A 12,495-nucleotide genomic window follows, 5' to 3' on the forward strand; every position below is an offset into this window, starting at 1 on the left:
GGGTACGTTTTTTTAGGAAGGTGATGAAAATGAAGAAAATACTATGGATTCTTGGTTGTATCTGTTTAGGAGTACTGGTCGGAATTCGTCTTTTTGAACAACCCAATGAAAAAAATCAATCATCCATTTGGCATGATGGTGATCTTGTAGCGAGACAAGTGGGTGCCTCGATGATGAATACGGTAGCGGTTCGTCAATTAGCCGAACAACTTCCGTTCTCATCAGAATTAAAACAGGTAGATGTCGAAGGAGAATCGTTACGTCTTGCCTATGAAGTGACAGGAAAAGAGCGACAAGCTTGGATTGGTACCGACACCGGAACACTACAAGTGAATCAGGATTTTTTAAAGGCTCGGTTATCTAAAGTTCTGATGCATCATACGCTTGTTTTATTTTCAACGATTCCTGATTTAACCGACCTTGAAATTCACTACACGGATCCGTATTCAGGTGCAGATTTTACGATGGACCGGAAAACATTCGACGCCTACACTCCGACCGATATCGAACGAGCTACTTCATCTTCTAGACGCTTTAATCGTGTTGTCATTGATGGTTATGTACTCGATGCATCAAGACGAAATACTTTCTTTGAACGCTTCGCATCACGACTGCAAATCCAAACTAATTAGTTGTATAAAGCAAGAAAAGGCATTTTTCACAATCTCGACACAATGATATCGTTTACATCTCGTTCTTTTATAAAAACGATAAAACAGGTCTATTCAATACTTGAACATCTTTTAAGATGGAAGTATGATAATAAATGAACAAACATTGTGAAGTGTTGAACAAAAGAAAGAGAGGTTTCTACGATGAACGAGGTAGAAGCATTAGAAGGATTACGGAATAAAGCAATCAAGTCGACGCGCATGCTACAAATGCGTCCTCTCGAGTACTTAGTTCGTGCCATGCTAGCAGGGATTTTCATTGGATTTGCAATCATTTTTACTTTAAAAGCAATTAACGGTCTATATATGGCGGAGTCACCTGTTGCGACACTTGTCGGTGGACTGACCTTCGGAGTGGCACTCGTCCTGATCGTTTACGGTGGGGCAGAGCTGTTCACAGGAAATACGATGTATTTCACGACGGCGACGATGCGCGGCTATACGACGAAGATGGATACGATGAAGGTCTGGTTGATCTGTCTGATTGGAAATGGACTTGGAGGATTAGCGTTTGCGCTACTCTTTTCTCAAACAGGAATCATCCAAGAGCTTGGTATGAACAACTGGTTATTTTCTGTCTCAGAAACGAAGATCCACCATACGACGTGGGAAATCTTCACACGAGCTATCTTCTGTAACTGGATGGTCTGTTTAGCGATTTTCATTCCAAAGAACATGAAGAATGAGTTGGCGCAGATCATGATGATGATGGTACTGGTCGCAGTCTTCTTTGCTTCTGGATTTGATCACGTCATCGCCAATATGGCATTGTTCTCCATTGCGTTAGTCGTGCCACACCCGGATACGATCACATTTGCAGGAGCGATGCATAACCTGTTACCCGCTCTAGCTGGAAACATCATTGGTGGAGCTGTCTTCATGGGAATGATCTATACGTGGTTGAATAAAGAAAAACTAGAGGTAGATGAATCACGTCAATCCACGACACCTGTTCATATCGCTTCGAAGCAAAACGCATAAAAAAGGGCAGCTGTTGCGACAGCTGCCTATTTTTATTCCATATGTTGAAAGCGATCGACGTCTGCAGCCAGTTCTTCATAAATCGTTTCGACGATCTGTGCGTCATCGAAGAGCCCGAGGACATTATCGTCCGGTAAGGCGTCAACTGGAGACGTGAAGTACAGAACAGCCGTCAATAACAATTGTTCTTGCTCCGCATGCATCTCGAATTTTTTCTGATAGAGAGCACGAAGCATTTCAAGCAGTTGTTTTAATTGAAAATAAAGGACGAGTTCTGCCTCGCGTTCAATATCGGAACTTTCTGTAGACGCAATATCTTGCGTCAAGTGTGCAAGTCCGATTTCTGCTCGAACTAACAATTCTTGCTGTGCTTTTTCATCACCAACGAGGTCGAGTGCCTGTCGGTGAAAATACGTATAAGCCGATTTAAAATCGCCGGGTGTGAATTCCATGGTAATGCCTCCTTCTCTTCTCTTTCTAGTTTCGTCTTATTTCTTGCAAAATTGCAACTATTTCGTGAAAATAAAGATACAAGAAAGGGGATTACATAATGCCGACACAAGCAGAATTACAACAATACGCGTCTTTAGCCGTGCGTACGGGAATTAATCTACAACCAGGACAACAACTCGAGGTGCGCGCAGGAATCGAAAATTTGCCGCTCGTTCGTGAAATCACACGTGTTGCCTACGAAGTAGGAGCTACGCAAGTGTATGTACAATGGTCAGATGATGAGATGACGAAAATCCGTTATTTCGATGCACCGGAAGAGTCGTTTGATACGTTCCCGGATTGGTTAAAAGCACGTTACGACCAACTGGCAGAAGAAAAGACAGCGTTCTTATCAGTCGTCAGTGAAGATCCAGATTTATTGAATGGCGTTGACTCGAGCCGAATTGCACGTGCGAATAAAGCAGCCGGTGTCGCTCTTGCTAATTGGCGGAAGTTCGTCATGAGTGACAATGTCAGCTGGTGTGTCGTAGCAGCACCTTCTGAAAGCTGGGCGAAGAAAGTATTCCCTGATTCAGAGAATGCCGTTGAAGAGCTCTGGTCAGCTATTTTGAAAGCAACACGAGCCGATCAAGCAGATCCGGTCGCTGCATGGGCGGATCACGATCAAAATCTGCGTTCAAAAGCAAAATTCCTGACAGAGAAGAAATACAAAACATTGCACTACACAGCTCCAGGAACAGAATTATCAATCGAATTACCAGAACGTCACGTTTGGTTAGGTGGCGGTGGCCCGAATGCAGATGGTGTTGATTTCATCGCGAATCTGCCGACAGAAGAAGTGTTCACATTGCCGAAAAAGACAGGAGTCAACGGACACGTCTCAAGCACAAAACCACTTAGCTATAGTGGGAACTTGATTGATGAGTTCACACTCTGGTTCGAGAACGGAAAAATCGTTAAAGCGGAAGCAAAACAGGGTCAAGAAGCATTAGATGACTTGATTTCACTTGATGAAGGTGCACGTTATCTCGGAGAAGTTGCGCTCGTACCACACCGCTCGCCGATTTCTGACTCGGGTATCCTATTCTATAATACATTGTTCGATGAAAATGCTTCATGCCACTTAGCGATTGGTCGTGCATACTCGACGTGTCTCGAAAATGGTCCAAGCCTTTCAGCAGAAGAACTAGAAGCACAAGGCGCGAACGACTCGATGACGCATGTCGACTTCATGATTGGATCAGCGGATCTATCGATTGAAGGAGAACTTGCAGACGGAACGCGTGAATCAGTCATGCGTGACGGAAACTGGTCGATCTAAACGAACAAAAAGGTGAGTCCGAATACGGAGCTCACCTTTTTCGTAAAATGATTGATTATGCTTCTTCACCGATGATTTTCACTTCTGTCTCAAGTAAGATACCGAATTTTTCTTGAACGGTTTCTTGGACATGACGAATGAGCGCGATATAGTCGGATGCTGACGCATTCTCGACGTTGACGATGAAGCCAGCGTGTTTCTTCGACACTTCAGCGCCACCGATGCGTGTTCCCTGTAAGTTACTATCTTGAATCAGCTTACCTGCAAAATAGCCTTCTGGACGTTTAAAGACGCTACCACAAGAAGGGTACTCGAGTGGTTGTTTCGTTTCCCGCTTATGCGTCAAATCATCCATGACTTCCTTGATCAATGCTGGGTCACCCTCTGTTAACGCAAATCGACCTTCGAGGATGATGTATTCTTTCTTCGAGAAGCAACTTGTCCGGTATCCCAGTTCGAGTTCATCATGCGAAATGTTCAACAGTTCTCCTTGTCGTGTCAATACAGTAGCGCTATGGAGGCAATCCTTGACTTCACCACCGTATGCTCCCGCATTCATGATCAATGCGCCACCAATCGTTCCTGGAATTCCACAAGCGAATTCAAGACCGCTGAGCTGATGCGCGTAAGCTACACGAGAAGCTTCGATGATTGCTGCGCCACTTTGAGCGACGAGTTCATGTCCTTCGACCGAGATGTCGGTTAACTTCTCAAAGGAGAGGACAATGCCACGGATGCCACCATCACGAACGACAAGATTCGATCCGTTTCCAAGCAACGTCAAGGGAATACCTTGTTCGTAAGCATATCGGACGACAAAAGCCGTTTCTTCATAAGAGGTTGGAATGATGAATAAATCCGCGATTCCTCCCATTTTTGTATACGTATGATATTTTAAAGGTTCATTGATTAGTACGGACTCTTTTGAAATGCCTTCATACAGTCCCGTCATTACTTGTTCAGTCATTATGGTCTCAGTCCTTTTCGTGAATTCCTACTCAGCGCTCATGCGCTCAAAATATATTTTAACATTAATCGTGCGGTCGTTGTTCAACATACTGTTCCCAAAATACCGACTTATGCCGGGAATTGCAAGCACTAGGGAGTGAATGTCATCGATTAGTAATGAAAAATGTCACAAGGAAAGCAGAGTCAGGAAGAGGAATGAAGCGAAAAGAACTCGGGAAAAGAGAAGTATAGAAGGAGGCGATGACGATGGAAAGTGAACGTTTATGGATGCGACCGTTCGAAGAAGAGGATTTCAGTTTTTATAAGTCGCTTGTCCAAAATGAGCAAGTCATGCGTTATATCAATGGAGGTACTGCCCTGAGTGAAGATGAAGCACGAGAGTGGTTCGAACGGCAATTGGAGCGATACTCGGATGAACGACAAACTGGTTTTTTGCTGTTATTCAAAAAAGAAACGAATGAACCGATTGGTTTCGCCGGATTATTGATGCAGGAAGTGGATGGAATTGAAGAATTAGAAGTCGGTTATTGGCTCGAACCGAAGCACTGGAAAGTCGGTTATGGTCGTGAAGCAGCGAAACAACTAATGATGGAGGCGTTCAACCGAGGGCATGATCGAATCATCTCGATCATTCATCCCGATAATCGTGCTTCGCAAAATGTCGCTCGTGCAAACGGGCTGAACTGGGAAAAAGATACGATTTTTAGAGGTATTCCCGTCACGATCTACGCAGGACAATTATCACGACTTTGTCGTAACTAAAGAGGAGAGCTTTTTATGTACGAATTTGAATTCGAGTCTTTTCATCACATGACACCTGATACCTTATATGAACTTTTGAAATTACGCACAGATATCTTCGTCGTCGAGCAGGAGTGCGCGTATCCGGAGTTAGATGATCAAGATCAACAAGCGACACACCTGGTCGTACGGAGTGAGAGGGGTCAAATCGTCGGATGTCTTCGGATATACGATCATCCGACAAAAGGAATAGCGATTGGACGGGTAGCCGTTCATCGTGCACACCGGTCGGTTGGGTTAGCGAGACAAATGATGGAGAAAGCGATGGTTCATTTGCAGAAAGAAGCTGCGATCTACTTACAGGCACAAGCACACCTAGAAGGGTTTTACGGATCGTTTGGTTTCGAAACCGTATCCGAACCTTATTTAGAAGATGATATTCCACATGTGGACATGCAGTTTCACGTAAAGGATTCGAAAAAAGACTTCACGTCGACGATGGATGAACCGATGAATAAGTAGAATGAACTTTTCTCGGAGGTGGATCAGTCATGAAGAAAGTGCTGGTCATTTTCGCTCTTAGTCTAATCGGTATCCTATCTTTAGGAGTCGGTATTTCGTATGCTCAATTGCAGGGAAACTATCGTGACTCTGAAAAAGAGTTGATGACGATTTTAGAGCGGCAACATGATTTATCAGCTTCCTCCTTTCTTGAAGTGCGCGCATCATTCTCTTTACGACATCGACAAATCATACACGTTCGACTTCGGGGTGAACCTGCCATCACATATGAGTTCATTCAACCAAAGGATGAAATCGAATACCTGGGGTCTGTCGGAACAAGTGTTGAAAAGACAGGAAAACAAGATGCCGTCTTTCGAAACGCTCATTTAAAAGTCGGTAAAAAATAAAAAATGGAGGATCTTCCTGAAACGACGGAAGATTCTCCATTTTTTGCTTTCAAGACGATAGGATATTGCGTACACTACGAAGAGATACTGGAATGAGGAGGTCGAGGGAATCATGTGGAAACCCTTTATTAAAAATCAATCAATTGCACCGGCGTTACAAGCCTTCCGGGAACTTGACATCGAAATGTTTCGGACACATGTTGCCCAACTGAACGATGCGGAACAACAGGCCTTACAATTCATTAAGCGGGCGCTAGAGCAGGATTCACCTGCTCATTTAAAAATAGCGCTTGAAATGAAACAACCACTCGTCGAAGTCGATCGTCTGTTTCAAACACTCGTCACTTGTCAAAATCGTCAGCAGTTACTCGAAATGCTGCTAGCATACGGTCTAGACGTCAATCAAGTCTATACACTTGAAGGGCATCGATCGATCGTCCGCCAACCCCTTCACTTTCCGGTAGGTCTATATGCGGCGCGCCATTCCGAGTTATGGGCACTTGTTGCTGAAAAACTGGACTTTACTTACACGATGCATCTTCAACGCAGTGATCAATTCATGGAGACGCATGAATTGAATCTGCTTGACCTCGTCTTATTGCTCGATATCGAAGAGGAGTTGACGGTTCGAGTGCTTGATCAGCTGTGCGAATGCAAGGCGACCGTTGGACTTGCAGAACGATTACAACGTCCCGCTTCACCATTGTTGCTAAAGACGATTGAGGCGGATGCCTATTTGCCGACGTTTGTTTATGCTAAACATTATTTCCCCTTTTATGCGTTGATCGGACGACAAACCGTACTGTTCCAATCTTTGTTGAACCGTGTGATGCAAGCATCTATTGCTTCTGAAATTATTGAAGATGCCTTGCTTGCTTTTCATAACCATCAACCTGGACTTGCCTTGACATGGGGAGACGCCTACATCGAACAATTATACGAGATGGGGCTAGTGCTTCGTAAAACGGGTCATGTTGATTTTCGAGAAATGGATTCGGAGTATGTGTTGCCTGAATACAGGGGGATCGTCAATCGACTAAATGATTAACGGAGGTTGATCCGTACTGAACGTGTGCCAATGAGAGGTTAACTGGATATCGCAAAACATCGAGGGGTGATACAGGCGTAGTACATCTTGTTGTGTTGAGAGAAAAAAGACTTCAAACGTTTGGATGTTTGCACGTCGTAATTTTTCTTGAAATGTATGAAGGATGCGGCTACCGTATCCTTGACGTCTCAGCTCAGGTAGGCACGTGATTTCAAGAAGACGGATATTCTGTCCCTGCTTTTGAAATAATAGTGTACCGACGACCAGTTGCTTATCATAGACGAGGTAAGGAAGCGCTTTTCGTTGAATCAACTTGTCTAAATCAGATATCTGATAAGGAAAAAAGTGATGTGTTCCTTTAAGGGCATCGTTACGAAGTGCAAGGTAAGTATCTTGATTCTGTGCATGAACAGCTTTCAAACGCAGCGTAGCAGGCTGTCCCTCTGAGAGGCCGATTAAACGAAACTGTTCGGCATATAAACTATAACCAAGCTCTTTCCAAATCGAAGTTAGAGAAAGATCATGCGGCGGAGAGACTTGTACATGAATATGCCGGCATCCTTGTCGAACGGCATGTAAGTGTAGCAAAATAGCCAGACTACGAAAAGCTTTGATATCATGGAAGGCGCCGTTCATAAAGTGAACGACGTCATGCACGACATGATATCCAAGCGTCGCTTTCACCTGACCGGATTCGAGGTAGACCCATTGACAATCTTCAAGCGGCTGAAAAAATGAAAAATCATATGCCTTTTGATGGTGCTGTAGAAGTTGATGGACGTGTCGCCTTTGAACATGAGACAATTGATTGTAATACACAATAGGCAAATTAAGTTCCTCCTTTAGCAAAGTGAAGTTGAAAATATCTTGCTTTTATATTACAGGAAATAAAAGGTATTTATATCTTCTGTTTCAAACAAAAAGTAGATGGATTCCTGAAGATAAGAAAGAATCGAGGCAAAATTATCATGAAGTATCTCTGGATCGTCATCGGTTTATCGGGCTTTTTACTCAGCGCGGATACATTGGTAGCCGAAGCACGTGATTACGATGAACCGGGTGTAAGCAGTTCAACGACATATGGCAATTACGGTGCGGAGGATCATATCATCGTTGATCGGAAGGAACCGATTTATGAAGGATTCGATTCACCGAACGACATGGCATTCCTATTCGCTTGTATTGCATTACTCGCAACAGTTGGACTTGGAATCGTCAATGCCTCCGATTAAGATGAATCTGCTCTGAGCCATTAGAAACTAACAAAAAGCAAGTGACGAATCCATCGTCACTTGCTTTTTGTTGTCTACTACGTGGGATCAAGAAGAATCTACTCTTAGAAATGAATTCGTTTTTTTCGACCAACGCGTGCCATTCGTTCGTGTTCTTGTTCGAGTCCAGCACGTTCGAGGAGATCGAGGTAATAGCGAAACGGAGTCGAGCGATGCGAAAAATATGGGATATATTCTGTGAAAAGCATCGTCTCCGCTCGATCTAACGCGCGTAGGGAAATGAGAGCATGTAGCTCTGCGAAACGGATTTCTTGATAGGTGGATAAAGCGTCTGCATCAATCCGAACATGCGACTGTAGTTTTTTTGCATGCGCGTTCAAGCAATGGATATATGCTTCTTGATGTTCTGGTTTCTCGCAATGGGCAAGTACGGCAAGCAAAAGATCACTGCGCTCAGTATCAACGTCCATCGGAACCTTCAACGCTGTATAGAGGGCGCGTTCCATCCATTCGACGCCATGACTATCATTTTTATAATAGCCGACTAATTCTTGAAAAAAATCGACCTGCGAGACTTTCAATAATCGAAACGGATCATTACTTAAAAATAAAGGTTCTTCCCCGGCAGCCGACGAAAGAAGAAAGAAAAATTCCTCAAAGGCAATACGGGTTCCGTTTTTACGATGAGCATAGTGGCGTAAATGCTTAAGCAGGCGTTTGGCGGTGATATACCAATTCTTTTGTTCGCGAAGCGGTACGATCGGATTCGGCTCAAGGTACTGGAGATCGTATGCTAATTGAATAAACCGTTCCGTCTGAGCAATCGTCTGTTCGACGGTCGGTTGTTCCTGTTCTTTTTGCAAATCCTTATACTTCATGAACTGTGTCAACATGGCGTCAAACTCTTTCTCTTCGATGACTTGTCTCGGGAGTTGACGATAGATTTCGACGATGATATCGCGAAGGGTCGTATCGCCATATTGTTCTAGTAAGAGTCGCAGTTTCCGTATTCTCATGATCGCCCTCCTTCGCAAGAAAAGCACAGTACAACACTATTTAATTCCCGCTTTTTTCATAAACCGAACCTCTTCATTTGCGCTTTTTAGTCAGAGACGACTATCTTAAATAAGAAGACTCATTACAGAAGGGGACGATTACACATGAATGAAACCATTCAACATTTACTCAACCACCGGTCAATCCGGAAATTCAAACAACATCAATTAGACGAAGAGACGATTGAAACACTCATAAAAGCCGCACAGGCTGCCTCGACATCCTCTTATCAGCAAGCCTATGCGATCATCGGTGTCGAAGACGAAGGATTGAAACGACAATTAGTCGACGTTGCAAGTGGTCAACAATATGTGGCAGAAAACAGTTACTTCTTCGTCTTTTGTATGGATTACCACAAACATACGTTAGCGGCAGAACTAGCAGGAGGCGACGTGAGCCGGACGATCGAGACGACGGAAGCGCTTGTCGTAGGGGCTGTCGATGCGGGACTCGCTGCTCAAAATTTAGTCGTAGCTGCTGAGTCGCTCGGCTACGGAACGGTCTACATCGGTTCACTACGAAATGATGCCCGTCGTGTCAGCGAACTCTTACGACTTCCAGATCACGTCGTACCGTTATTCGGAGTCGCGGTCGGTCTTCCGGATCAACAACCGGGTAAAAAACCCCGCCTTCCGATGGATGCGGTCTTCCACCGGAATACGTATACTGATGACGATACGATGCGTGAGTTACTGACAGGATACGAAGAGTCAACGTCATCGTACTACGGAGAACGGACCGCTGGTCAACGGACAGAAGGGTGGGTCAAACAGATGGCTGCCTCGATGCACGAACCGAAACGGACGTATCTCCGCGAGTTCTTGAAAGAGAAACAGATCGCAAAAGATTGATACGGAGGTATCTGAATGGCAGAACATCAACCACACCGCTCTCGCTTGGAGCGACGACGTATGCAGTTAGAAGAGCAAGCTAGACAAGAAGAAGAGCAGGCTAGGCAAGAAGAAGCTTTTTCGAAAGCGTACGCGCCGGACGAATCATTTTCTCAAGAATCCTTTGAGAAGCAGCAAGAACCAGCTACGTACCATCGATATGTCGAAGAGCAACCGCGAGATCGAAAAAGTACATCGCGTCGTTCCGGGAGCGGCATGCTTAAACAGGTCGCACAGATGATCGGGGGTGCCGGATCACGATTGTTTGCTAATCGGGAACGCTCGAGACGCTCGAGGAAGGCGGGTCGATCAGAGCAATCGGTACAGCAGAATCCTGACGTCTCTTCAAGAGAAGCTCATCCTAAAAAAATCAAGAAAAAACGTCGTTTTAAACGAAAGCTTCTTGGGCTATTTTTATTGTTGCTCATCGCATTCGTTCTTTTTGCCTCACAACCATTCACGTTCTTATTGATCGGTAGTGATGCACGACCTGGAGAGTCGTTGCGTGGATCACGTTCAGACTCCCTGTCGGTCATGCAATTCATTCCACTTTCTCGAACGATTCAACTGACGTCGATTCCTCGAGACACGTATACACCGATTTCCTGTGAGAATGGAAAGAAGGATAAAATCACACATGCCTTTGCCTTCGGTGGAGAAGAATGTACGCAAGATGCTGTTTCGGGTCTACTCGATGAAGAGATCGATGGAAAGATCGTCATCTCCTTCGATAGTTTCATCGGATTAGTGGATCAAATCGGCGGCATCGACCTTGTCTCGACAGGAACGTTCTCCGAGCAGGATGCGAGTGGGAAAGCAAATCAGTATTCATTCCAAAAAGGGAAAGAATACCATATGGATGGTGCGATGGCACTTGCCTATTCAAGACATCGAAAAACGGATAATGACGGAGCGCGCGCGAATCGTCAGTCGGAAGTCATTCAAGCCGTCGCGACACACTTGATGAAGCCGACTGGATGGTCGAAAATTCCAGCAGCGCACACGTATATGAAAGAAGAGATGAACCTTGATTTAAGTGTCCGCGAGATGGCGACGGCAGGGTTATCGATTGTCTTGATGTCAGAACGAAAACATTATGAAATCGAAGCCGTCAGCCAACGACTGAACGGGATTTTCTATGACTTACCGAATGAGAAGGCACTGCAAGAACTACGTGATCAGCTCGATACGACGTTTTATGGCACATTGAAGAACTAAAGGGGAGGGGTTTCCTTCCGGTCATTGCGGGTATAAATTGATGTACGTTGCTCCTTTGGTGGATTGTTTTAGGTTATCTCTGAAATCGATGATTTTTGGACATGACATCATGACATTCCACGAAGGTGACTAACTTATCGAGGAGGGACCCCCCATATGAAAGTACTAGTCGTAGGTGCATCCGGTACGATTGGAGCGCGCGTCGTCAAATCGCTTGCCAAGGGTCATCAGGTCACGGTCATCGTTCGTCATGAACATCTGGTGGAACGATTCGAAAAACTCGGTGTCAAGGCGCATTACGTCGATATCGAAACAGAACTCGAAAAAGTCATTGAGCACGGAGTCGCAGGGCAGGATGCAGTCATTTGTGCGGCGACCGCAGGAGTAGACGGTGAAGCAACTGAAATAGAACTGCTGGATCGAACAGTCGCTTTGAAAACAATTGATGCAGCTAAAAAAGCGCGAGTACGTCATTTCGTGCTACTGAGCGCTTATGGTGCAGATCGACCTGAGCAATTCAAGAAAGATGTCTATCCGTTCTATGCTGCTAAGAATGCAGCAGAGGAGCAGATTGAACATAGTGGTTTGACGTATACGATCATTTGTCCGGTTGCCATCACAACAGGTGAAGGACGTGGCTTGATTGAAGCCGATGAAGATTTGAAGGACACGAAGGACGCGACGATTTCGGAAACGGATGTCGCATCGATTCTCGTTGCTTCTGTCGATAATCGATCGGTATTCAATCGACGTCTAGAAGTCAAGGAGGGGAAGACTTCCTTGAATGAGGCCTTAGGGGGAGCGGAAGCTGTCGGTAGCGTTAAAGATAACCGTCAAGTCAAAAAACAATTACCACGTTTTAACTAACCGTGTGTCTCGTTAAAACGTGAATTCTCTAAAATGAAGCGAACTCATTTCCGCATATAAGACGGAAGAGTTCGCTTTTTTGTTGATAAAAGTAGATAGTCGAAAAGAGGAAGTCTGCTACACTGAACAAAGAAGGA

General features: G+C 44.8%; 15 protein-coding genes. 11 read left to right on the plus strand and 4 right to left on the minus strand.

Annotated features, from left to right (window positions below):
- Positions 1 to 29 precede the first annotated feature (29 nt).
- Positions 30 to 632, plus strand: coding sequence for a hypothetical protein (locus KNQ18_RS14985; RefSeq protein WP_215085303.1), 603 nt, complete (start codon positions 30 to 32; stop codon positions 630 to 632).
- Positions 633 to 815: 183 nt separating this feature from the next.
- Positions 816 to 1,652 (plus strand): formate/nitrite transporter family protein, encoded by an 837-nt coding sequence (locus tag KNQ18_RS14990; RefSeq protein WP_023467197.1) that lies wholly within the window; start codon positions 816 to 818, stop codon positions 1,650 to 1,652.
- 32 nt (positions 1,653 to 1,684) lie between these two features.
- On the opposite strand, the gene KNQ18_RS14995 is transcribed toward KNQ18_RS14990, so the two are convergent.
- Entirely contained in the window at positions 1,685 to 2,104 is a 420-nt protein-coding gene (locus KNQ18_RS14995) for a YkvA family protein (protein WP_023467198.1), read from the minus strand.
- 98 nt (positions 2,105 to 2,202) lie between these two features.
- Between KNQ18_RS14995 and KNQ18_RS15000 the strand changes: the two genes are divergently transcribed.
- Entirely contained in the window at positions 2,203 to 3,426 is a 1,224-nt protein-coding gene (locus KNQ18_RS15000) for an aminopeptidase (RefSeq protein WP_023467199.1), read from the plus strand.
- A 55-nt stretch (positions 3,427 to 3,481) separates the two neighbouring features.
- Here KNQ18_RS15000 and murB read toward each other — a convergent pair whose 3' ends face one another.
- On the minus strand, positions 3,482 to 4,393 hold the full coding sequence (gene murB, locus KNQ18_RS15005) for a UDP-N-acetylmuramate dehydrogenase (protein ID WP_035398835.1): 912 nt from the start codon (positions 4,391 to 4,393) through the stop codon (positions 3,482 to 3,484).
- A gap of 248 nt (positions 4,394 to 4,641) precedes the next feature.
- Between murB and KNQ18_RS15010 the strand changes: the two genes are divergently transcribed.
- The 4 genes from KNQ18_RS15010 to KNQ18_RS15025 all read left to right on the plus strand — a co-directional run bounded on the left by KNQ18_RS15010 (position 4,642) and on the right by KNQ18_RS15025 (position 7,095).
- Positions 4,642 to 5,157, plus strand: a complete 516-nt coding sequence (locus tag KNQ18_RS15010) for a GNAT family N-acetyltransferase (RefSeq protein ID WP_064300835.1) — start codon at positions 4,642 to 4,644, stop codon at positions 5,155 to 5,157.
- A 15-nt stretch (positions 5,158 to 5,172) separates the two neighbouring features.
- Complete coding sequence (locus tag KNQ18_RS15015; protein WP_050678268.1) at positions 5,173 to 5,658, plus strand: GNAT family N-acetyltransferase; 486 nt, start codon at positions 5,173 to 5,175, stop codon at positions 5,656 to 5,658.
- Between the two features lie 29 nt (positions 5,659 to 5,687).
- Positions 5,688 to 6,047 (plus strand): hypothetical protein, encoded by a 360-nt coding sequence (locus tag KNQ18_RS15020; RefSeq protein WP_050678267.1) that lies wholly within the window; start codon positions 5,688 to 5,690, stop codon positions 6,045 to 6,047.
- A gap of 112 nt (positions 6,048 to 6,159) precedes the next feature.
- Entirely contained in the window at positions 6,160 to 7,095 is a 936-nt protein-coding gene (locus KNQ18_RS15025) for a hypothetical protein (protein ID WP_215085305.1), read from the plus strand.
- On the opposite strand, the gene KNQ18_RS15030 is transcribed toward KNQ18_RS15025, so the two are convergent.
- Positions 7,084 to 7,914: a GNAT family N-acetyltransferase gene (locus tag KNQ18_RS15030; protein ID WP_353049777.1), complete on the minus strand. Its 831-nt coding sequence runs from the start codon at positions 7,912 to 7,914 to the stop codon at positions 7,084 to 7,086. The genes KNQ18_RS15025 and KNQ18_RS15030 overlap by 12 nt on opposite strands.
- 149 nt (positions 7,915 to 8,063) lie before the next feature.
- Between KNQ18_RS15030 and KNQ18_RS15035 the strand changes: the two genes are divergently transcribed.
- Positions 8,064 to 8,327 (plus strand): hypothetical protein, encoded by a 264-nt coding sequence (locus tag KNQ18_RS15035; RefSeq protein WP_050678264.1) that lies wholly within the window; start codon positions 8,064 to 8,066, stop codon positions 8,325 to 8,327.
- A 104-nt stretch (positions 8,328 to 8,431) separates the two neighbouring features.
- Here the strand turns inward: KNQ18_RS15035 and KNQ18_RS15040 are convergent, their stop codons facing one another.
- Entirely contained in the window at positions 8,432 to 9,343 is a 912-nt protein-coding gene (locus KNQ18_RS15040; protein WP_050678263.1) for a hypothetical protein, read from the minus strand.
- A 144-nt stretch (positions 9,344 to 9,487) separates the two neighbouring features.
- On the opposite strand from KNQ18_RS15040, the gene nfsA reads away from it, so the two are divergent.
- The 3 genes from nfsA to KNQ18_RS15055 all read left to right on the plus strand — a co-directional run bounded on the left by nfsA (position 9,488) and on the right by KNQ18_RS15055 (position 12,358).
- Positions 9,488 to 10,234: an oxygen-insensitive NADPH nitroreductase gene (gene nfsA / locus KNQ18_RS15045; protein ID WP_050678262.1), complete on the plus strand. Its 747-nt coding sequence runs from the start codon at positions 9,488 to 9,490 to the stop codon at positions 10,232 to 10,234.
- A 15-nt stretch (positions 10,235 to 10,249) separates the two neighbouring features.
- Positions 10,250 to 11,491 carry an LCP family protein gene (locus KNQ18_RS15050; RefSeq protein ID WP_251133441.1) on the plus strand — a complete coding sequence of 414 codons (1,242 nt, stop codon included), beginning with the start codon at positions 10,250 to 10,252 and terminating at the stop codon, positions 11,489 to 11,491.
- A gap of 156 nt (positions 11,492 to 11,647) precedes the next feature.
- Entirely contained in the window at positions 11,648 to 12,358 is a 711-nt protein-coding gene (locus KNQ18_RS15055; RefSeq protein ID WP_023467211.1) for an NAD(P)H-binding protein, read from the plus strand.
- Positions 12,359 to 12,495: the final 137 nt, after the last annotated feature.

The organism is Exiguobacterium sp. s78 (genome assembly GCF_018618985.1).
Classification (GTDB): domain Bacteria; phylum Bacillota; class Bacilli; order Exiguobacteriales; family Exiguobacteriaceae; genus Exiguobacterium_A; species Exiguobacterium_A abrahamii.